Annotated in this window: 19 protein-coding genes; 13 read left to right on the top strand and 6 right to left on the bottom strand. The window is 34.3% G+C overall.

Translation table 11 applies throughout. The features are described from left to right. The first annotated feature begins 1 nt into the window (after position 1). Positions 2-1,273 (top strand): adenylosuccinate synthase, encoded by a 1,272-nt coding sequence (locus J7E44_RS07925; RefSeq protein WP_251040526.1) that lies wholly within the window; start codon positions 2-4, stop codon positions 1,271-1,273. Between the two features lie 17 nt (positions 1,274-1,290). On the opposite strand, the gene J7E44_RS24385 is transcribed toward J7E44_RS07925, so the two are convergent. Both J7E44_RS24385 and aspS read right to left on the bottom strand, forming a co-directional pair. Beyond that, complete coding sequence (locus J7E44_RS24385; protein ID WP_449243642.1) at positions 1,291-1,434, bottom strand: DUF7660 family protein; 144 nt, start codon at positions 1,432-1,434, stop codon at positions 1,291-1,293. A gap of 126 nt (positions 1,435-1,560) precedes the next feature. Continuing rightward, positions 1,561-3,315 (bottom strand): aspartate--tRNA ligase, encoded by a 1,755-nt coding sequence (gene aspS / locus J7E44_RS07930; protein WP_214827578.1) that lies wholly within the window; start codon positions 3,313-3,315, stop codon positions 1,561-1,563. Between the two features lie 112 nt (positions 3,316-3,427). Here aspS and J7E44_RS07935 point away from each other — a divergent pair, with 112 nt between their 5' ends. Together J7E44_RS07935 and J7E44_RS07940 are read left to right on the top strand one after the other, a co-directional pair. Next, positions 3,428-4,822 carry an MATE family efflux transporter gene (locus tag J7E44_RS07935; protein WP_214827581.1) on the top strand — a complete coding sequence of 465 codons (1,395 nt, stop codon included), beginning with the start codon at positions 3,428-3,430 and terminating at the stop codon, positions 4,820-4,822. An 85-nt stretch (positions 4,823-4,907) separates the two neighbouring features. Next, entirely contained in the window at positions 4,908-5,027 is a 120-nt protein-coding gene (locus J7E44_RS07940) for a 30S ribosomal protein THX (RefSeq protein WP_214827584.1), read from the top strand. A gap of 57 nt (positions 5,028-5,084) precedes the next feature. Here J7E44_RS07940 and J7E44_RS07945 read toward each other — a convergent pair whose 3' ends face one another. The 3 genes from J7E44_RS07945 to J7E44_RS07955 form a co-directional block, all read right to left on the bottom strand. After that, on the bottom strand, positions 5,085-5,738 hold the full coding sequence (locus tag J7E44_RS07945) for a DUF937 domain-containing protein (RefSeq protein WP_214827587.1): 654 nt from the start codon (positions 5,736-5,738) through the stop codon (positions 5,085-5,087). 79 nt (positions 5,739-5,817) lie between these two features. Continuing rightward, a complete protein-coding gene (locus tag J7E44_RS07950) occupies positions 5,818-7,077 on the bottom strand; it encodes a protein O-mannosyl-transferase family (protein ID WP_214827589.1) in 1,260 nt (419 codons plus the stop codon). Positions 7,078-7,079: 2 nt separating this feature from the next. Continuing rightward, positions 7,080-7,589: a DUF2480 family protein gene (locus J7E44_RS07955; RefSeq protein ID WP_214827591.1), complete on the bottom strand. Its 510-nt coding sequence runs from the start codon at positions 7,587-7,589 to the stop codon at positions 7,080-7,082. Positions 7,590-7,668: 79 nt separating this feature from the next. Here J7E44_RS07955 and lpxB point away from each other — a divergent pair, with 79 nt between their 5' ends. From lpxB to J7E44_RS08000, 9 genes are all read left to right on the top strand, one after another. Then, on the top strand, positions 7,669-8,772 hold the full coding sequence (lpxB, locus tag J7E44_RS07960; RefSeq protein WP_214827593.1) for a lipid-A-disaccharide synthase: 1,104 nt from the start codon (positions 7,669-7,671) through the stop codon (positions 8,770-8,772). A gap of 102 nt (positions 8,773-8,874) precedes the next feature. Further along, the gene (locus J7E44_RS07965; RefSeq protein WP_214827595.1) at positions 8,875-10,647 is read left to right on the top strand and encodes a ComEC/Rec2 family competence protein; all 1,773 of its coding nucleotides are present in this window, start codon (positions 8,875-8,877) and stop codon (positions 10,645-10,647) included. Positions 10,648-10,793: 146 nt separating this feature from the next. Continuing rightward, positions 10,794-11,456, top strand: a complete 663-nt coding sequence (locus J7E44_RS07970) for a succinate dehydrogenase cytochrome b subunit (RefSeq protein ID WP_214827597.1) — start codon at positions 10,794-10,796, stop codon at positions 11,454-11,456. Positions 11,457-11,471: 15 nt separating this feature from the next. After that, entirely contained in the window at positions 11,472-13,484 is a 2,013-nt protein-coding gene (locus tag J7E44_RS07975) for a fumarate reductase/succinate dehydrogenase flavoprotein subunit (RefSeq protein ID WP_214827599.1), read from the top strand. Between the two features lie 24 nt (positions 13,485-13,508). Beyond that, complete coding sequence (locus tag J7E44_RS07980) at positions 13,509-14,276, top strand: succinate dehydrogenase/fumarate reductase iron-sulfur subunit (RefSeq protein ID WP_214827602.1); 768 nt, start codon at positions 13,509-13,511, stop codon at positions 14,274-14,276. Between the two features lie 138 nt (positions 14,277-14,414). After that, positions 14,415-15,953, top strand: coding sequence for a TlpA family protein disulfide reductase (locus J7E44_RS07985; RefSeq protein ID WP_214827605.1), 1,539 nt, complete (start codon positions 14,415-14,417; stop codon positions 15,951-15,953). A 115-nt stretch (positions 15,954-16,068) separates the two neighbouring features. Continuing rightward, positions 16,069-17,475 (top strand): 23S rRNA (uracil(1939)-C(5))-methyltransferase RlmD, encoded by a 1,407-nt coding sequence (gene rlmD / locus J7E44_RS07990; protein ID WP_214827608.1) that lies wholly within the window; start codon positions 16,069-16,071, stop codon positions 17,473-17,475. 29 nt (positions 17,476-17,504) lie between these two features. Further along, positions 17,505-17,981, top strand: a complete 477-nt coding sequence (locus tag J7E44_RS07995) for a DUF6452 family protein (RefSeq protein WP_214827633.1) — start codon at positions 17,505-17,507, stop codon at positions 17,979-17,981. Next, a complete protein-coding gene (locus tag J7E44_RS08000; RefSeq protein WP_214827636.1) occupies positions 17,947-18,615 on the top strand; it encodes a DUF6048 family protein in 669 nt (222 codons plus the stop codon). Before J7E44_RS07995 ends, J7E44_RS08000 begins: the two co-directional genes overlap by 35 nt. Positions 18,616-18,646: 31 nt before the next feature. Here J7E44_RS08000 and J7E44_RS08005 read toward each other — a convergent pair whose 3' ends face one another. Then, positions 18,647-19,096: a hypothetical protein gene (locus J7E44_RS08005; RefSeq protein WP_214827639.1), complete on the bottom strand. Its 450-nt coding sequence runs from the start codon at positions 19,094-19,096 to the stop codon at positions 18,647-18,649. A 102-nt stretch (positions 19,097-19,198) separates the two neighbouring features. On the opposite strand from J7E44_RS08005, the gene J7E44_RS08010 reads away from it, so the two are divergent. Further along, a complete protein-coding gene (locus J7E44_RS08010; protein ID WP_214827641.1) occupies positions 19,199-21,211 on the top strand; it encodes a M43 family zinc metalloprotease in 2,013 nt (670 codons plus the stop codon). Positions 21,212-21,456 lie beyond the last annotated feature (245 nt).

Consider the following 21,456-nt stretch of genomic DNA (forward strand, 5'->3'; position numbering starts at 1 on the left):
TATGGATATTGTATTAGGTTTACAGTGGGGAGATGAAGGGAAAGGTAAATTCATTGATCTTATTAGTCAGAATTATGATATTGTAGCACGTTTCAACGGTGGGGCTAATGCCGGACACAGCATAGAGCGTTATGGAAAGAGAATAACATTAAAATCTCTTCCTTCAGGAATATTTATGAAGGGTGTACAAAATGTAATCGGAACAGGAATGGTCCTGGATCCTGTTAATTTTAAAAAAGAAGTTTTAAATTTAAGATCATTTGATGAAACCATCCAGGTGGAGAAGCATGTTTCTATTTCAAAAAAGGCACATCTTGTTCTTCCTACTCATCAATTAATGGATGTCTTCATGGAAGAAAATTCTTCTTATACGGCTATTGGAACTACACGAAATGGCATTGGACAGGCATATGCAAACAAGATTCTTAGGCAGAATTTACGAGTAGGGGATATTTTATCACCGGATTTTACGGATCGGATAATTCATATTTTAGAAAGAGATTATAATCAGCTTTTGAGCTATGGGCAGATACTTCCGTCATTAGAAAAACTATGTGAAGATTTTTTTGATGCCGTAGAGTTTCTGAAAAGATTTGAATTTATTGAAGCAGAAATATTTTTAAATAATTCATTGAGTGAAGGAAAGACCATGCTGGCAGAAGGAGCACAAGCTACATTGCTTGATATTGATCATGGCACCTATCCATATGTTACTTCTTCAACTACTTTAGCAGCGGGAGCCTGTAGTGGTTTAGGAATTTCACCTAAAAAAGTAGGTGAGATATATGGAGTTGCTAAAGCCTATTGTACAAGAGTAGGTAATGGAATTTTCCCTACAGAAATATTTAATGATCTGGGTGAAGAAATTAGACAGAAAGGCAATGAATTTGGATCCAATACAGGAAGGCCAAGAAGGATTGGCTGGTTGGATCTACCCGCTTTGAAATATGCTGTTATGATAAATGGGGTAACTCAGCTGGTGCTTACTAAAGCAGATGTTTTAAGTGGTTTTGAATCAGTAGCCGTATGTACTCACTATGAAATACAGAATCAGCAGATTTCAGTGATGCATGGTTTATTTATTGATGATGAAGTTCAACCCGTGTTACAGTGGATGAAAGGCTGGGACGAAGATATTTCCAATTATGATGATGCTTCTTCTTTACCCGAACAATTGAAGAATTATCTTAGTTTCCTGGAAAAAGAATTGAAAATTCCTGTGAGCTATCTTTCTACGGGACCCGGAAGAGAGCAGATTATAAAAATGGATTAAGAATAATCTATATCTTTCTATTCGTAGATGCTGCTTCCTTTTAATAGGTCGGAGAAAACTTTCCAATTAATCTTTTCTAAATCAATATTTTGGCTGGTATTAATATAATAACCATCTATATCTTGAATATAGCTAGACATTGCTTCTAAATAATCTTCAATGGTTCTGTTTTCTCATTGCTCCTTATTTTTGATAAAATCTTTCCTAAGATTGTCTATAAAATCAATGAGTTCTTCTTTTGCCATATGGGATAAAATAAAAAAGCGAGGAAAAACCTCGCTTTAAATTTATGCTTTTAAATTCAATTTTAATTCTAACTCATCGAGTTGAGCATCCGCAATAGAAGCTGGTGCATCGATCATAACATCACGTCCTGAGTTATTTTTAGGAAATGCAATATAATCTCTGATCACTTCATTTCCGTCAAGAATAGCTACCAAACGGTCAAACCCGAATGCTAAACCACCATGAGGAGGAGCTCCATATTTGAATGCATTCATTAAGAAGCCAAACTGAGCTTCCGCTTCTTCTTTTGAGAACCCTAAAAGATCAAACATTTTTGACTGAAGATCCTTATCGAATATTCTGATAGATCCACCACCAATTTCATTTCCATTAAGAACCATATCATAAGCATTAGCTCTTGCTTTTCCAGGATCTGTTTCTAATAAGTGGATATCTTCAGGTTTTGGAGATGTAAATGGGTGGTGCATAGCGTGGTATCTTTGAGTTTCTTCATCAAATTCCAATAATGGAAAATCAACTACCCAAAGAGGTGCAAATACATTTCCTTTTCTCAATCCTAAACGGTTTCCAAGTTCCATTCTTAAAGCTGAAAGCTGAGTTCTTACTTTATGCTCATTTCCTGAAAGGATCAACATGAGGTCTCCTTCTTTTGCTCCAAATTTTTCAATGATCTTTGCCAGATCTTCTTCATTATAAAACTTATTAACAGAAGACGTTTTTACCCCGTCATTTTGGAATTTTACCCAAACCATTCCCGAAGCTCCGATCTGTGGACGTTTTACCCAGTCCACCAATTCGTCGATTTGTTTTCTGGTGTAGTCTGCGCAACCTTCAACATTGATTCCGACAACCAATTCAGCATCATCAAATATTTTGAATTCTTTTCCTTTTACAAGCTCATTCAGCTCCACGAATTCCATTCCAAAACGAATATCCGGTTTGTCATTCCCATATTTTTGCATGGCATCAGCAAAAGTCATTCTTGGAAAAGTTCCGAATTCCTGACCTGTAATATCTTTAATAAGCGTTTTAGTCATCCCTTCAAAAACGTTCATTACATCTTCCTGCTCTACAAAAGCCATTTCACAGTCTATCTGAGTAAATTCCGGTTGTCTGTCGGCTCTTAAATCCTCATCACGGAAGCATTTTACGATTTGGAAATATTTATCCATTCCACCTACCATCAAAAGCTGTTTGAAAGTTTGTGGAGATTGTGGTAATGCATAAAACTGTCCTGGATTCATTCTGCTAGGAACCACAAAGTCTCTTGCTCCTTCCGGAGTAGATTTAATAAGAACCGGAGTTTCAACTTCAATAAATCCTTCATCTGAAAGATAATTTCTTACTTTTTGAGCCATTTTGTGACGGAAGATCAATTTATCTTTCACAGGATTTCTTCTGATATCCAGATAACGATATTTCATTCTTAGTTCCTCGCCACCATCGGTTTCATCTTCAATAGTGAAAGGTGGAAGCTGTGACTCATTTAGAATCGTTAATGTTTCAACTAAAATTTCAATCTCTCCAGTTGGAATATTAGGGTTTTTGCTTACCCTTTCAATTACTTTTCCCTTAACCTGAATCACAAACTCACGACCCAGTTTTTTAGCTTCTTCCATCAACTGAGTAGAAGAACGGTCCTGGTCAAAAACCAACTGAGTGATTCCGTAACGATCTCGTAAATCTATCCAAATCATAAATCCTTTATCACGGATAGTTTGTACCCATCCTGAAAGTGTAACTTCTTCATTAAGATTTTTTAGAGATAATTCTCTGTTGGTATGTGTTCTGAACATTGATAAGATTTTTTGCAAAGATAATATTATTTTTTCCTAAAACTTTCCATATGCCAAGTCTTAATCGTTTTGGAAGTGATATTTTTGAATCCTATTAATATGATTAAAGATTATGACAAAATATATAGACTTTTTCAAAAAAGCATTTAAAGGTGGAGATGTAGACTATACAAAGATCAGTATAAGGAGTGCTGTACTTCTTTTAGCCATTCCGATGATGCTGGAAATGGCAATGGAGTCTGTATTTGCTCTGGTAGATCTGTATTTTGTAGGGCATCTGAAAGAAAGTGGTTATGCGATACAAACCGTAGGGCTTACAGAATCTGTTCTTTCTGTAATGTACTCTATTGCAATCGGGATGAGTATGGCGGCAACAGCTTTGGTTGCAAGGAGAATTGGTGAGAAAAACCCTGAGCAAGCTTCCAGAAGTGCTGCACAGGTTTTATTTGTTTCGATTGTCATTACTTTTATTCTAAGTTTACTTGGAGTAATTTACGCAAAGGAAATCCTAATTCTTATGGGTTCTAAGCCAGAAGCAGCCGCTTATGGTAAAGATTTTACAAGAATGATGATGGGAAGCAGTGTTATCATTATGCTTCTGTTTTTAATTAACGGAATTTTCAGAGGGGCAGGAAATGCAGCCATTGCAATGAAGAGTTTATGGATCGCAAATATTGCCAATATTATTCTTTGTCCCATTTTAATTAGGGGCTTTGGTCCTATTCCGGCAATGGGTTTAACTGGCGCAGCCCTTGCAACAACAATAGGAAGAAGTGTGGGCGTTATTTATCAATTGTATCATCTCTTAATTGCTGATACACAAATCCGAATAAAATTAAATTATTTCAAACCAGATTTCGGATTAATAAGATCAGTTGTAAAAATAGCAACTCCAGGAATTTTTCAATTTGTTATTGCATCATGCAGCTGGATATTTCTGGCACAGCTTGTCGCAACAACGGGAGGAGAGAATGCTTCAGCAGGGTATCAGACAGCATTAAGATTGATGATGTTTTTTATGCTTCCAGCGTGGGGCTTAAGTAATGCTGCTTCTACTTTGGTTGGACAGAACATGGGGGCTAACGAGATGTTGAGAGCCGACCAATCTGTGATGAAAACCGTAAAGTATAATGTTGTTTTTATGCTCGTTGTAAGTTTGGTATTTTTTCTTTTGGGAGATTTTCTGGTTGGCTTTTTTACACAGGAGGTTGAAATTAAAAGCTTTGCTAAAAATGCACTGCATATAATGAGTGTAGGTTTTCTTTTCTACGGAATAGGAATGGTCATGGTTAATGCTTTTAATGGAGCCGGAGATACATGGACACCGACCTGGATAAATTTTTTTGGATTTTGGATGTTTCAGATTCCTTTTGCCTACTTTCTGTCAAAACATCTTGGAATGGGGCCGAAAGGGGTCTTTATTTCAATCCCTGTAGCAGAAATTCTAATTACAATAGTGGCTTTTATATTATTTAAAAAAGGAAAATGGAAGACCATTAAAGTTTAGATTTATAAAAACTTTAACAGCGATAAGTAGTCTGTTTCGAACGAGTTTTCTTACATTCGTATGAATCAACAAATACTTAATTATTATGGGAAAAGGAGACAGAAAATCTAGAAGAGGTAAAATTAATAATGGAAGCTATGGGAAAAGAAGACCTAGAAAAGCTTCTAAATCATTAGTGACTTCGGAAGAAAAATCTAAAAAGTAAACAAAATAAAAAAAGGCCAAAGATCTATTCTTTGGCCTTTTTTATATCCAAATTAAATTATTTTCCAAAAATATTTCCCAAAATACCACCTAGTCCTCCTTCCTGCTGTTTTTGCTGTCCCCCTCCTAAAACACTTCCTAAAATGTCGTTCAGTGGATTTCCAGATGATTGAGATTGTCCACCACCCCCTAATACACTTCCTAAGATGTCATTTAATGGATTGGATTGCTCAGCCTGAGCCTGATTAGATGCATTTCCAAGTATTCCGCCTAATAAATCACCTAAGCCTCCGGCACCAACATTATTTTGTTGTTTTTCTTTACCAATATACCCCATGATAAGTGGAGCAAGCATAGCCAGAACGGGACCTATTTTATCAATTGAAATCCCTGTATTTTGTGATAATTGATTTTCTACATTTTGTTTGTCACCACCAAAAACATGACTAAGGATTGAACCTCCTTCTGCTTGTCTTGCTTCTAACTGAGAAGAGTCATCTAAAATACTTCCGTTATGATCTTTATCCAGGGCGTTGTTTAATGCTTCAGCTTCTTTTGAATCTTGTGATTTATTTCTTAAATATGAAATAACTAAAGGTGCTGCAACAGCCAACAATGCAATAATCTGGTTTTTACTGATTCCAAATTTATTTTCTGCCTGTTCTGCAACCTGGTTGCTTGTATTTCCTGTAAGCAAATCGATTAAATTCATGTTTGTGTCTGTTAAATTGTTAGTAAACCAAAGTTATCAAAAAATATTCCCAAACAATTTTTTTAATCTAAAATTACTGTTAAAGTTTTCTTATATCTTCGTCGGTATATCCTTTAGATCTTAACAGCTTAATGTATTCTTTAGCGCTGGCAGTCATCCAGTTGATTGGTTCCGGAGCTTCTTTCTTATCAATAGTAAATTCAAGAATACCCACATTGTCATTCATCCACGGCAACATATAATATTTTAGTCCGCCTTTGTATTTTTTAAAATCGTTGAAGCTTTTTCCTTTATCTGTTGATGATACTGCGCTATATGAAAGAACATATCCTAAAGGGATAAAAAGACAGAGCCAGGATATCTTTTTGAAGGCAGCATATTTTGAAGATGATAGTCCATATCCAATAGACAACGCAAAGATGATATTGAACGGAATAAAAAATACATAGTTATCCGAAACCGCATAAAAAGTTGAAAACCCATAGACGCATAATGATCCTGCAAAGAATACAAAAAACATTTTTGCATTTGATTTATACAATAAAAATGCACCAACAACTCCAAAGAAGGTAAATATGTTGAAGTTATAAATTAGATAAACAAAAGACTTAAAGAAGTCCTGTACATATTGTAAAAATGTTTTGTTTAAGGAGTCTTCAACCCAGGTTCCCTGATCGGAAGTATAAGGAGAGCTTAGTGATAATCCCTGAGAAGTATTTAAAATAAATAGAGAAGAGAAAAGCACTAAGAAAATAAGCAGGGATAAAAAGACTTGTTTTTTTTCTGCTCTGAAATAGAAAAGAAATAAAAGAAGCGTCGGAATCAACAGGATATTCTGAATATGGATCCAGAGACTGATCCCTAAAAATAATCCACTTAAAACAATGTAATTTTTTTTATTTTCTATAAAACTTTTTATTATTGAAAAAAACACGAGGCTAATCCATAAAGAATTATAGGTGTATACTTCTACTATTTCTGCATTTTTCCAAAAAGTAAAGCTAAAACCAAACACAAAAGCTGTAGTGATAGATACCCATTCGTTTTTTGTAATAATCCTTACAGTGAGGTAAATTACCGCAATTGTGGCTGCTCCGGAAAGAATAACCAGAATCCTGCTTGCTTCTATAGAATTAATATTGGCTAAATTCTTAATAAGAATTGCCGTATTGGTATAAAAAAAATGTGTCGTAGCTGTGGCTGTGGTCATCCATTCACCTTTTTCTACAAGTGCTACAAATCCAACGCAATCAGCAAAAGGAATTTTTGTAAAACTCCCAGCATAATAGATGAATAAAAAAATGAGAAATAAGAGAAAAGCGGTTACGTTTTTTTTCATTACTAGTTCTTAATGATTGGGACATTAGAACATGCCTCTCCAAACATAAGAGACTTTACAATAGGTTTCAATTGTTCTACCAATTCTACATAGGCATTTTCCGGAATTTCTTTATCTGAGCAACCTTTTACGAGAACTCTTTTGCCTCTCATGTCATCGAAATCATAAGTTTGTATTGCATTGTGCATTAATATCACTTCAAGATCTTCACGATTGCCAAAAACTATTTTTTTTGCTGTATCTGTAAGTTTAGCTGTAAGGACAAAATATGCCCATAATGGAACAATGGCATCTGCGGAATTATAGATGTAAATATAGGTATCGGTATATTCGTCGGTGTTGATAGCGGCAACTTTCTCGCGAAAATCTTTTTCTTTTAAGATCATTTCCTGGAAAAGAAAATCTTTAAGATCTATACCCTTACGTATTCCTTTGGGAAGAAGAGTAGTAAGATCAAAATTTACCAGACCACTTTCATTTACTTTATTTCTGATTTCAAATTCTTCTGACATTTTTTATCATTATCTTTGAACAAATTTACAAATTAAGATTTAACAAATTCTTAATTTGTTCTCTATCCTTATTATAGAAATGAAATATTACATCATTGCTGGCGAAGCATCAGGGGATTTACACGGAAGTAATTTAATGAAAGCTTTAAAACAAAAAGATTCAAATGCCGAATTTAGGTTTTGGGGTGGCGATCTGATGACTAAACAGGGTGGCACATTAGTGAAACATTACCGTGATTTGGCTTTCATGGGGTTTTTGGAAGTGGCTATGAACCTAAGGACAATTCTTAATAATATAAAATTTTGTAAAGAGGATATTAAGAATAACAGACCTGATGTTTTAATTCTTGTTGATTATCCAGGATTCAACCTAAGGATCGCAAAATATGCCAAAGAACTTGGGATAAAAGTAGTATATTATATATCTCCTCAGCTATGGGCATGGAAAGAGGGTAGAGTAGAGATTATCAAGAAGTACGTAGATGAAATGATGGTTATCTTACCTTTTGAAGAAGATTTCTATAAAAAGCATGGTGTTCACTCTCATTTTGTAGGCCATCCTTTACTGGATGCAATTTCAAGTTTACAAGAGATCAACATCGACGCATTTAAAAAAGAACATGGTTTAAACGGAAAAGAAATAATTGCACTGCTTCCGGGATCGAGAAAACAGGAGGTTGAAAAGATGCTTGAAATAATGCTTTCTGTAAGGCCTCATTTTAAAAATTATCAATTTGTAATTGCTGGTGCACCAAGTCTTCCCAAAGAGTTTTATCAAAGTTATGTGGATGATAATGTTCATTTTGTCTCCAATAGAACATACGATTTGTTGAGATGTTCTAAAGCAGCACTGGTAACCTCCGGAACAGCAACTTTAGAAACGGCCTTGCTGAATATTCCTGAAGTAGTATGCTACCGTGGAAGTAAAATCTCCTATGCCATTGCTAAAAGGTTAGTGAAGAATATCAACTATATTTCTTTGGTAAATCTGATCATGGATAGGGAGGTTGTGAAAGAATTGATACAAAATGATCTGAATACTAAAAACCTTGTTGAAGAATTAACTAAAATTTTGGAAGGACAAAAAAGAGATCAGGTACTAAAAGATTATGAGCTGCTTAGAGAGAAACTTGGCGGAAAAGGAGCTAGTGATCATGCTGCGGATATTATTTTGAAAATATAAAGGAAAAAACATATCGGATTTCTGTTCCTAATATTTTAAGAAAAACAAAACCATACAGTTATGTGGTTTTTATTTACTATTTTGGTATAGTAAATCCTTAAGTTGAACAAACAACCCCTTTTTATTCTTGTCCTGTGTTTTATCCTTGGAATAGTTTTTCAGGATCAATTTTCGCTGAATAAAACGGCAATATTTATTTTTGCGGGAATTTGTTCAGCCATTTTTGCTACACTATTTTTTAAATCTTATCTAATACATAAAAGCAAGTCGGTTTTGTTAGGAATAATGTTTTTTGGAATAGGGATTATTATTCATTGTTGTAATATGGTCACTTCTTCTGAAACCAATTTTGATTCATCAAAAAAGACTGTAGTCTTTAAAATCTCTAAGAAACTAAATTCCAATGAAAAGTATAAAAATTATGAATGTATTGCACAGGTTGGGAAAAAATACTTTAGTTCAATTGTACGTATACCTGTAGAACGCGATCAGCTTGATTTTGATCATTACTATAAAGTAGAAGCTTTTATAGGTAAGCTAAAACCTCCACAATATGATTTTCAATTTGACTATTCCCATTACCTAAAACGGAAAAATATTGGGTACCAATTGTATGTGTCGAATGAAATTCTTTCTGTTCCAAGAACTGATCTTGATATACAGGAAAAAATTAAGCAGAAAAGGCTTAAAGTCCTGCAGAATATAGATAATACCGACATTTCTGCTCAAAGCAGGGAGTTTTTAAAAGGTATTATTCTTGCCGATAGGACGGAGATTGATTCCTCCGTAGTGCAGGATTTCAGCAGATCAGGGCTGGTTCATTTTCTTGCTATTTCCGGAACACATATTATGGTGATCTTTGGATTGTTTTATTTCCTTTTTAAATTGGTACTGCCTCTCAAATTTAGGAGATATACCATCATTATAAGTTTAGTGTTTCTCTGGTTTTTTGCTGCTTTTATTGGGTTTGGTAATTCAGTACTGAGGTCATGTACCATGTTGACCGTTTATTTTATTTATGTATTGCTTCAAAGAAAACCCGATGTATTACATTCTATGGCTTTGTCAGCTTTTATTATTCTAATTTTTGATACTCACCAGCTTTTTAATATAGGATTTCAATTAAGTTTTATTGCCGTTTTGGGGATTTTCTGGTTAAATCAACCTATTTTAAAGTGCCTTCCAAAGCAGGATGGCTATGGTAAAAAGTTAATCTTTAATACGATCTCTATTTCGATTTCAGCTCAATTGGCAACCCTTCCTTTGGTCTTATATTATTTTCATCAGTTTTCTTTTATTTCCATTTTAGCCAATTTTGTTATTGTTCCTTTCTCTGAACTGATCATTATGTTATCATTTGGAATGGCAGGCTTAATTGCTCTCCATTTAGATTTTGATATCATTAATATGGTGTATGACTTTGTGATTCACGGATTATTAAAATCTATTCATTGGTTTGCCGATTTCGATTTTCTCTTTTTTGAAAATATCTCAATGAATTTGGTTGAGGTTTTTCTCTTGTCAATAATTATATATGTGCTGAGGTTTGTATTTCTTAAATTTAATTTTAAAAATATAATGAGATTCATCATACTAAGTTTAATGTTTTTTATTGTCCGGTCTGGGTTTAATATTAAAGAGAATCAGAGAGAAGAAATTTTGGTTCACCAAGTAGGAAAGGATAAGGTACTTTCAATTAAGGATGGAAACAGGGCTTATTTTTGGATGGCAAATACTTCTGACAGAGAGAAAGTAATTAAGTATGTGATTAATCCATACAGCTCATCAAGAAGATTAAAAAATATTGAATTGAAAAGTTTAGAGGGTATAACGAAAAAGATTATCTATAAGAGCAAAATTTATGATATAAATTAATTGTTACATTTTTTTATTTTTTCTCTTATTTACTATACTTTAGGCTCTTATTTAGAAAGATTACAAACTGGCTAATAGTGAGATTTCTCACTTTATAATATTGTTAACATTTCCTAATTTTGTAGAAATTCAAATTTAAACTTAATATGGCAGGTTTAACGAGTTCTACAATAGGTAGAAAATATGCTATGGCATTATCAGCTATGTTTTTGCTGATTTTTCTTATACTGCATTTAACAACAAATTTATTATCTGTTATAAATCGCGATGCTTTTAATACAGCATCAGATTTTATGGGGTATAATCCTTTTGTTCAATTCTTGATGCAACCTATTCTTGGTTTTGCAGTTCTTTTCCATTTTATTATGGGATTTGTGCTGGAGATTAAGAATAATAAAGCGCGTCCAGTTAAATATGCTTCAAACAATGCGGCTTTGAATTCTACATGGATGTCTAGAAATATGATTATTTCCGGAGCTGTTGTATTGGCTTTTTTAGCGCTTCACTTTTATGATTTCTGGATTCATGAAATAAACTACAAGTATGTGGAAGGACTGGCTCCGGATGCGGAACGTTTTTGGCCGGAATTGCATGAGAAATTTGCTGATATCTGGAGAGTAGCTTTATATGTAATCTCATTTGTATTATTGGGACTGCACCTGGCTCATGGATTTCAGTCTTCTTTCCAGTCAGTTGGTGCAAGACATCCAAAATATACTCCAATACTTAAGGCGATAGGAACTTGGTATTCGATCCTTATTCCATTTGGGTTTATTTTTATTGCAATTTATCATTTTGTAACTCAATAATATCAATATACTAATATGAGTAAATTAGATTCAAAAATTCCGGCGGGTCCTTTAAAGGATAAATGGAAAAATCATAAAGATCATATGAACCTTGTTGCACCAAACAACAGAGATAAGATTGATATTATTGTTGTAGGTACAGGTTTGGCAGGTGGTTCTGCTGCAGCTACTCTGGCTGAGCAAGGATATAATGTAAAAGCATTCTGCTATCAGGATTCTCCAAGAAGAGCACACTCTATTGCAGCTCAGGGAGGAATCAATGCAGCTAAAAATTATCAGGGAGACGGTGACTCTACTTACAGATTGTTCTATGACACGATCAAAGGTGGTGACTACAGAGCAAGAGAGGCAAATGTTTACAGATTAGCTGAAGTTTCTGCAAATATTATCGACCAATGTGTTTCTCAGGGAGTTCCTTTCGGTAGAGATTACGGCGGTCAGTTAGATAACCGTTCATTTGGTGGGGTTCAGGTAAAAAGAACTTTTTATGCTAAAGGACAAACTGGACAGCAGTTATTATTAGGTGCATATTCTTCATTAAGCCGTCAGATCGGAAAAGGAAGAGTAAAAATGTACAATCGTCACGAAATGCTAGAATTGGTAATCGTAGACGGAAAAGCAAGAGGGATCATCGCTAGAAACCTTGTAACTGGTGAAATTGAAAGACATTCGGCTCACGCAGTTGTAATTGCTTCAGGAGGTTACGGTAACGTATATTTCTTGTCTACCAACGCAATGGGTTCAAACGTTTCTGCGGCTTGGAAAATTCATAAAAAAGGAGCGTATTTCGCAAACCCTTGTTATGTACAGATTCACCCGACTTGTATTCCTGTTCATGGAACACAGCAGTCCAAACTTACTTTGATGTCTGAATCATTAAGAAACTCAGGAAGAATCTGGGTTCCTAAAAATATTGAAGATTCAGTTGCCATCAGAGAAGGTAAATTGAGACCTGAAAATATTAAAGAAGAAGATAGAGATTACTATCTTGAAAGAAGATATCCGGCATTCGGAAACCTTGTTCCTCGTGATGTTGCATCAAGAGCTGGTAAAGAAAGATGTGATGCTGGTTTCGGAATTGAAAATAATGATACCAAAGAAGGTGTTTACTTAGATTTCTCTACAGAAATCATTAAAAAAGGTAAAGAAGCAGCTATTGAAAAGCATATTCACAATCCTACAGATCAGCAAATTTATGATTTAGGTAAAAGTTGGATTGAGGAGAAGTATGGTAACTTATTCGTAATGTACGAAAAGATTACTGCAGATGATCCTTACAAAACTCCAATGAAGATTTATCCAGCGGTTCACTACACAATGGGTGGTGTTTGGGTTGATTATAACTTGCAATCTACAATCCCGGGATGTTTTGTAATTGGTGAGGCTAACTTCTCAGACCACGGAGCCAACAGATTGGGAGCTTCTGCATTAATGCAAGGTTTGGCAGACGGATATTTCGTACTTCCTTACACCATTGCAGATTATCTTTCTGCAGATATCAGAACGGGAGAAATTCCTACGACTTCTGCTGAGTTTGAGGAAGCTGAAAAAGAAATTAAAGACAAGGTAAACTTCTTTGTTAATAATAAAGGAACACATTCAGTAGATCATTTCCACAAGCAATTAGGACACATCATGTGGAATAAGGTTGGAATGGGAAGAACTCCTGAAGGTTTAAGAGAAGCGATCGCAGAAATCGATGAAGTGAAAAAAGATTTCTGGAAGAACGTAAAAGTAATGGGAGAAGCTGAAGGGATGAACACTGAACTTGAAAAAGCGTTCAGGGTAGCAGACTTTATTGAATTAGGACAGCTAATGGCAATTGATGCTTTACACAGAAACGAATCTTGTGGAGGACATTTCAGAGAAGATCATGCTACTCCGGAAGGTGAAGCGGAAAGAGATGATGTTAACTTCAAATATGTAGGAGCTTGGGAATATCAGGGTGATGATATCAAACAGGAAGTTCTGCACAAAGAAGATCTTATCTATGAAAACATCGAAGTTAAAGCAAGAAGTTACAAATAATCTCCAACCTATAAATATAAAATTATGAGTGCAAAAAAAGGCCTTCATCTTACGCTGAAAATTTGGAGACAAAAAAATACAAAAACTAAAGGTCAGTTTGAGACCTATAAAATATCGGATGTTTCTACAGATTCTTCATTCTTAGAAATGCTGGACATCCTTAACGAGAATTTAATTAACGAAGGAAAAGAACCTATCGCTTTCGATCACGACTGTCGTGAAGGAATCTGTGGAATGTGTTCTCTTTACATCAATGGTAGAGCACATGGTCCTGATACAGGGATCACCACTTGTCAGCTTCACATGAGAATGTTCAAAGACGGAGAAACGATCGTTATTGAACCTTGGAGAAGTGCTGCTTTCCCGGTAATTAAAGACTTAATGGTAGATAGAAGCGCATTTGACAGAGTAATGGCCGCAGGTGGTTTTATTTCTGTGAATACTTCAGGAAATACATTGGATGCAAATGCTATTCCAGTACCTAAAGAAGATGCTGATAAAGCAATGGATGCAGCAGCATGTATCGGGTGTGGTGCTTGTGTGGCGACCTGTAAAAATGGTTCTGCCATGTTATTTGTTGGTGCTAAAGTGTCTCAGTTCGCGCTACTTCCTCAAGGAAGAGTAGAAGCAAAAAGAAGAGTTCTTAATATGGTGCAGGCAATGGATGAAGAAGGATTTGGTAACTGTTCAAATACAGGAGCTTGTGAAGTAGAATGTCCTAAGGGAATTTCTCTTGAAAACATTGCCAGAATGAACAGAGAATATATGTCAGCGCTAGTTGATAAAGGATAAAACTAGTTCAAATAGATAAAAAAAATCGTCTCCTTATTGGATGGCGATTTTTTTAGTTAAATGTTTCATAAAAAGTACTATTTAATTGTATTTAGTATACTTGAAAAACTTATTTTTGTTTAATTATTAAAAATCAAAATGAAAAAATATCTTTTATTGTTTATCATTGCAATATTTGTGATGTCTTGCTCTAAAAAAGTAGAAGTAAAAGGAAAAATTACAGGTGGATCACCATTAGAAAGAATAGAATTTATTGAAGCTTCAGGGGTTGCTACGTTACCGTTAGCTAACATTGGAGTGAAAAATGATGGTACTTTCGCTGGAAGCTTTGAAGCTCCTAAAAATGGGATGTATCTTATTTCTTATGCTGGAAAGCAAAACTTAGTATACTTAAAGGGTGGGCAAACCCTTAATATCTCAGGAAATGGAATGACATTTCCAAATGATTATGTTATTACAGGAGATGCAAAAAAGAATAATGACTTCTTTACAGCTTCCCAAAAGTATTTAACTAATTATGCTCAAACGGTGAACATGAATGAGCTGATGACTAAAGATGAAAAAGGTTTTCTTGCAGGTATCCAAAAAGTTGAAAAAGATATCAACAGCAATATTGAAGAAAATGAAAGAAAATTTAGTCCTGACAGTGAGGTAGTAAAATGGAAAAAGAATGATCTTTCCAGTACATTATTATCTATTATCAGTCAGTATGAAATGAAACAAAGTCAGACCGGTAATCCTTCATTTAAAGTAGGTAAAACCTTTACTGATTATGAAAATAAACTTCAGGAAAATAAGGATGTTATGATAAAAGAGAATCCTTATTACAGACAATATTTATTGGCTAAAATGAGTCCTGATTTTCAAAAGTATGCTGAAGCAAATAGCAAAAATAAAACTGATGTTACAACTTCAGAATTGTTTGCCCAATATTTAAAATCAAAAAAGGATATCAATCAAACGGCTAAGGATTATCTTTTGGCTTTCGTAATGGCTCAGTCTGATATTCATCCAGGTTCACCCGCTAAGGTTACTGATAAGATTAAGAAGATCATCGATGAAGATATCAAAGATGCTACTATTAAGAGTGACCTTTCGAAAATTCAAATAGCAGTAAATGGTATTAAAATTGGTGATGTTGCTCCCGATGCTTCTTTAATAAAGCAAGATGGTAAATCTTATAAACTTACTGAAAATAAAGGAAAACCTTATATGTTGCTTTTCTATGCATCTTGGAATCCATACATAGGAGAAGCTGCTGTACCAGTGCTGAAAGAAGTTGTTAATTTTTATAAATCTAAGATGAATTTCGTATTTGTAAATGTTGATGATACTAAAGATCAGTTTGTAAAAACAAGTAATTCTTTACTAAAAGGAATTCCAGGAACAAATGTATATGGTGATGGGGGATTAAATTCTGATATTGCTAAGAAATATGGCGTTTATGGATTTAAGTTACCTTGTTTTGTAATCATAGATAAGGATGGTAAAATAGCAAGTAGATCTTTTGTGAATTTGGGAGAACCGGAATTGGTAACAATTTTGGATAAACTTACAGGGCTTTCTGCACCTAAAGTAAATCCTAATGTACAATTGCAACCAGGGTTAGGTGTTGATCCTTCTGCACAGCAGATGGCTCCTCAACCAGAAAATCCTCAACCCGCTCCAACAAAATAATAAACTTTAACATAGATGAAAAACCTTGTCCTAGGATAAGGTTTTTTTTATTGTATTTTTGCAAATTGAAACCGGAAGGTTACATTCGTGATATAGAAAAAATAGAAATTAGGGAATGAGAAAGAAGAAAGATATTATTCTTGAAAATATTAAGCTTTTAACAGCTGGTGCTAAAGGTGTAGCAATAGGGAAGACAGATGAAGGGAAAACCGTTTTGGTTTCAGGTGCTATTCCGGGAGATGTTGTGAACGCAAGAGTAAGAAAGTCTAAATCTAAATATTTTGAAGCTGAAACAGTAGAAGTTTTAGAAAAGTCTCCTTTTAGAGTAGATGCCAAATGTATTCATTTTGGAACTTGTGGTGGATGTAAATGGCAGAATATGAGCTATGAAAAGCAGCTGGATTTCAAACAAGAAGAGGTTTATAATAATATAAAGAGAATTGGTGGAATTGATAATTTTGAAACCATTTCAATTTTAGGTGCTGAGGATCAGTATTTCTATAGAAACAAAATGGAGTTCTCTTTCTCTAATGCCAGATGGCTTACTCAATACGAGATAAGTTCTGAAGAAAATTTTGGAAGCAGAGATGCTTTAGGGTTTCATATTCCTGGAATGTGGAGCAAAATTTTAGATCTTAAAGAATGCTTCCTTCAGGAAGATCCATCCAATACGATCCGTTTGGCGGTAAAAAACTATGCCGTGGAAAATGGATTAGACTTTTTTGATGTTAGAAATCAGGAAGGTTTTTTGAGAACTCTAATGATGAGACAAAACTCTAGCGGGGAATGGATGGTGCTATTCCAACTTTATAGAGAAGAAAAAGAAAACAGAGAAAAGCTTTTTGAATTTTTATTGAATAAATTTCCACAGATTAAAACGTTAGTCTATGCAATTAACTCTAAGCAAAACGACTCTATTTATGATTTAAATATTAAAACATATTTTGGAGAAGGGTTTTTAATGGAAGAGATGGACGGATTGAAATTTAAAATAGGACCAAAATCTTTTTTTCAAACCAACTACAAACAGGCTTTGGAACTTTATAGAAAGACATTAGAATTTGCTGATTTAAAAGGTGATGAAGTAGTTTATGACTTATATACAGGAACCGGAACTATTGCACAGTATGTAGCCAGAAAAGCAAAACAGGTAATCGGAATAGAATCGGTACAGGAAGCTATTGATGCAGCAATTGAACATGCTGAGTTAAATGGCCTTACCAATTGCACCTTCTATTGTGGTGATATGAAGAATGTTTTTAATGATGAATTCCTGGAAAATCATCCAAAAGCTGATGTCTTAATTACTGACCCACCAAGAGATGGGATGCATCAGAAAGTTGTAGAACAGATCTTAAAACTTTCTCCTGAAAAAGTAGTGTATGTAAGTTGTAATTCAGCTACTCAGGCGAGAGACTTAGCACTAATGAAGGATCATTATAATGTAGTTAAAATATTACCTGTTGATATGTTTCCCCAAACCCATCATGTTGAGAATATTGCATTGCTGATAAAAAAATAATTTGCCTAAATTTGAATTCAAATCATATTATGAAATATTTTAAATTTCTCATATTAACCCTGATTTTGGGAATGCTTTGTTCATGTGGTGGAGATGATGATATTTGTGAAAGTGGAGAAGGAACGCCCAGAATTAAGATTGGGTTCAAGAGTGCAGCTACTGATAAAGAAGTAACTTTAGATTCTCTGTATGTTGCTGTAGATTATGGATCAGGAAAAGTGCAATTAGGAAAACAGCAAAAAATAACCTCCAGATTAGTGCCTCTTAGAGTCGATGACTCTCCTTATACAGACGTTTATATCAGACTTACAGATAAAGGACAGGAATCCAAAGTAAGAATAAGTTATGGCACAAAAGCTACCTACGTCTCTCCGGGATGTGGTGTGAAGAAAACATATAATAATGTAAGTTCTGAATTAGTAACTCCAAATCCAGTTACTAAAGTAGAAATAGGACAAAATAATATAGAGAATGAAGACAAAACTAATCTTTACCTTCTTTTTTAGTATACTAAGCTTATTGAGCTTCGCTCAGGAGAAGAAAGTAAAAGCAGAGCCTAAAAAAGAAAAATGGAAGTATGAGCCTAATTTTATGGTTGGTTTTGACGTTCTTAATTTTGGAAGTGCTTTTTTCTCAGACAGGAAATTATATCAGGGATTTATATCTTCAAAGATTAAAGGAAGTTTGCATGGAGTTGCAGAAGCTGGTTTTGAGAAAAATATTTATCAGAAGAATGGGTATGACGCAAAGGTAAATGGTTCTTTTGTAAAGCTGGGTGTGTTTTATATGCTTGCTCAGGATCCTGAAAATGAGTTCAATGGTTTCTATGCAGGCGGAAAAGCTGCAGGATCATTCTATACTCAGGAGTATATGGCTGTACCTGTCCGGGGATTTGGAGGAAGCAGTTCATCTATTGCTTTCCCGTCTTCTACTCAATCTTCCTATTGGCTTGAAGGAGTTATTGGAGGTAGAGTACAATTATTTGAATCTAATTTTTATATTGATGTTAACCTTCAACCTAAGTACATGGTATTTACAACAAAACAGGACGATATACAACCTATGATTGTTCCTGGTTTTGGTAGAAGTTCATCTAAATTCAATATGGGCTTTTCCTGGAATATAGCCTACAAATTCTAATTTTTACTTTTAACCTGAACTTTGCTTCAGGTTATTTTTTTAATAATTGATATAATGCTTCCAGTTCTTTTGGAGGTGTTCCAGCATCAAATTCTGATGATTGGAAAGTTTTACCTTTATGGGTAATGATTATAGTTGATGACAGTGCCCGATCAGAAAAACGACCTGTTGTAGGTGATGGATAAGAGGATATTTTATTTAAATCAATTAAGCTCGCTTCCTTTACTATGCTTTTCCAATTGTTAGCCGATAAATCGGAGACTTTTGAAGTTTCATTTAATAAAGTAGTGATGGCAGTAGGAGTAAAAGTGGTCTTCTTATTTGTTCCTCTGGTTTGTTCCGTTAATTCGATTTTTTCAATATCATATTTTTGATCTGTTATAACTGATTTATTTTGATTGTTTTCTGTATTTTTCTGTGAATTACAACTTCCCGTAAATGCTATAGAAAATATGATTGTAGATGCTATAATATTCTTCATTTTGAAATTTTATGTATTTTATTCTATTTATTTGAAATATAACTAAATATATTAGTTTAAACTAATATATTTGCAAGTCATATAAAAAAATAAGAATAAAGAATGAGAAAATCTACTACTTTAAAGTTTCTTTTTTTACTTCCATTGTTTGTTGCAGGATTATTAAATGCACAGACTACAAATGCTGGAGTAAAAAGAGAAGCGAAATTCACAGGAAAATCTCCTGCAGAACTTACTCAGTCACATGGCTTTGAAAGATGTTCTACTGTAGAATATGAAAACTACTTGCAGGCAAAATTTCCTGGAAGAATGACTGCAGATCAATTCGAATCATGGTTGGCTCCATTGGTTAAAAATGCTAAAGCCAATAAATCACAAAACGGAAATATCATTACGATCCCAGTAGTGGTACATGTTGTTCATAATGGCCAGAACCTAGGGGTTGCGCCTAATATTGTTGATGAGCAAGTAATTTCTCAAATTACGGTAATGAATAATGATTATCGTAGATTGGCAGGTACTCCAGGTTTTAACAACAATGTTGTGGGAGCCGATGTCATGATCCAGTTCGCTTTAGCAAAAGTGGATCCTAAAGGAAATCCAACTAATGGTATTGATAGAGTAAATTTGTGTCAGCCTTCATGGGGTAGAGCAGATATTGAAAGCTTTGTGAAACCTGAAACTATTTGGGATCCTACCAAATATATGAATATGTGGAGCTTAAAATTTACTGATACTACTTTATTAGGATATGCTCAGTTCCCATCTACTTCAGGTCTGCCAGGATTGAGTCCTTCAGGAGGTGAAGCTTATTCCGATGGAGTAGTTGCTAACTATGCTACTTTTGGAAGCAGTGACTATAATGTTAATAATACTTTCCTTCTTGGTGCACCATATGATAAAGGGAGAACAATGACTCACGAGGTTGGCCATTTCTTAGGATTGCGACATATCTGGGGTGATGCAAGTTGTGGGGATGATTTTTGTGCTGATACTCCAACGGCTCATACATCAAATTATACTTGTAATCCAGCAATAGCAAGCTGTACTGTTCCTACTGTATTTGAGATGGTCCAGAACTATATGGATTATACAAATGATACGTGTATGAATATCTTTACAATTAATCAAAAAGATAGAATTACAGCAGTAATGAATAATTCTCCTAGGAGACTTGAGCTTAAAACATCAACTGCAGATCAGCCAATTGCATTATTTCCAAATGATGCCGAAGTGAAACTGGAGAGAGAATGTGCGACAGCTACATGCGCTACTACTACAGCTCAAAATGTAAAAGTATCTCTTTACAATAGAGGAACAAGTCTATTGACTTCTGCAGTAATAAATTATACTGTAAATGGAAATGCAAAGGTATTTAACTGGACAGGAAGTCTGGCTCAGGACAAATATCAAGTTCTGACACTTCCAATGGATGCGAATACTTTAGGTGGGCAAATGAATATTAATGTAACTTCAGTAAATGGTGTAGCTGATCAAAGATTATCAAATAGCAATATTACTGTAAATTATCTAGGAGCTGTTGTAAGAGCAGATGCTAATGTTGTGTTTAATCTTCAATTAGACCAATATGGTTCTGAAACAACTTGGACACTTAAAAATAGCTCAGGAACTACCGTATATAGTGGTGGCCCTTATCCGGATTCTCCAACACCAGCTCTTCCGGCTTTAAAATCATTTAACTGGACATTAAGTGCAGATGAATGTTATACATTAACTGTGAATGATCAGTTTGGTGATGGATTCTATCCTTATGGTGGATATTATAATATTAAATCTTTATCTGGAACAACGCTACTTTCAGGATCTCACTTTGCTACTACTCAAAGTAGATCTTTAAAAGTACAGATATTGGGAACTAAAGAAGTGGTTAAGAATAGCTTCGCTATTTACCCTAACCCAGTAAATGATATTTTAAATATTACCAAAGTTTCTAATAAGGCAAGCTTTGAAATTCATAATGCTGTTGGACAGCTTGTGAAAGGTGGTACCATTACTAATAATCAAATCAGAGTAGCTGATTTAGTAAAAGGGACATATGTTATTTCAATAAAAGATAATGCAATTTCTGAAAGCATTAAATTCATTAAGAAATAATAATATTAAAACTTAGACTTAAAAAGAAAGTCTTCTACTTTATAGTGGAAGACTTTCTTTTTGTTGATTGTATTATTGTTGTTTTTTACTTCTATTATTTGTTTGTAATTCTGTCTTTTTGCTATTTGTTGCTGTGTCTTGCTATTTTTTTTATGGTCTTATTGTTTTTTAAAAACATAATGATAATTGCTAATCATGGCAGGTTGTTTAATATAATGATTGTATTTTTATATTTATGATATTTT

This window comes from Chryseobacterium sp. ISL-6 (genome assembly GCF_018613715.1).
GTDB classification, from domain to species: Bacteria; Bacteroidota; Bacteroidia; order Flavobacteriales; family Weeksellaceae; genus Chryseobacterium; species Chryseobacterium paludis.

Excerpts from the sequence above, each read along its gene's own strand:
- J7E44_RS07925 (WP_251040526.1), top strand. The coding sequence starts at position 2 with ATGGATATTGTATTAGGTTTACAGTGGGGAGATGAAGGGAAAGGTAAA.
- aspS (WP_214827578.1), bottom strand. The coding sequence starts at position 3,315 with ATGTTCAGAACACATACCAACAGAGAATTATCTCTAAAAAATCTTAAT.
- J7E44_RS07935 (WP_214827581.1), top strand. The coding sequence starts at position 3,428 with ATGACAAAATATATAGACTTTTTCAAAAAAGCATTTAAAGGTGGAGAT.
- J7E44_RS07940 (WP_214827584.1), top strand. The coding sequence starts at position 4,908 with ATGGGAAAAGGAGACAGAAAATCTAGAAGAGGTAAAATTAATAATGGA.
- J7E44_RS07945 (WP_214827587.1), bottom strand. The coding sequence starts at position 5,738 with ATGAATTTAATCGATTTGCTTACAGGAAATACAAGCAACCAGGTTGCA.
- J7E44_RS07950 (WP_214827589.1), bottom strand. The coding sequence starts at position 7,077 with ATGAAAAAAAACGTAACCGCTTTTCTCTTATTTCTCATTTTTTTATTC.
- J7E44_RS07955 (WP_214827591.1), bottom strand. The coding sequence starts at position 7,589 with ATGTCAGAAGAATTTGAAATCAGAAATAAAGTAAATGAAAGTGGTCTG.
- lpxB (WP_214827593.1), top strand. The coding sequence starts at position 7,669 with ATGAAATATTACATCATTGCTGGCGAAGCATCAGGGGATTTACACGGA.
- J7E44_RS07970 (WP_214827597.1), top strand. The coding sequence starts at position 10,794 with ATGGCAGGTTTAACGAGTTCTACAATAGGTAGAAAATATGCTATGGCA.
- J7E44_RS07975 (WP_214827599.1), top strand. The coding sequence starts at position 11,472 with ATGAGTAAATTAGATTCAAAAATTCCGGCGGGTCCTTTAAAGGATAAA.
- J7E44_RS07980 (WP_214827602.1), top strand. The coding sequence starts at position 13,509 with ATGAGTGCAAAAAAAGGCCTTCATCTTACGCTGAAAATTTGGAGACAA.
- J7E44_RS07985 (WP_214827605.1), top strand. The coding sequence starts at position 14,415 with ATGAAAAAATATCTTTTATTGTTTATCATTGCAATATTTGTGATGTCT.
- rlmD (WP_214827608.1), top strand. The coding sequence starts at position 16,069 with ATGAGAAAGAAGAAAGATATTATTCTTGAAAATATTAAGCTTTTAACA.
- J7E44_RS07995 (WP_214827633.1), top strand. The coding sequence starts at position 17,505 with ATGAAATATTTTAAATTTCTCATATTAACCCTGATTTTGGGAATGCTT.
- J7E44_RS08000 (WP_214827636.1), top strand. The coding sequence starts at position 17,947 with ATGAAGACAAAACTAATCTTTACCTTCTTTTTTAGTATACTAAGCTTA.
- J7E44_RS08005 (WP_214827639.1), bottom strand. The coding sequence starts at position 19,096 with ATGAAGAATATTATAGCATCTACAATCATATTTTCTATAGCATTTACG.
- J7E44_RS08010 (WP_214827641.1), top strand. The coding sequence starts at position 19,199 with ATGAGAAAATCTACTACTTTAAAGTTTCTTTTTTTACTTCCATTGTTT.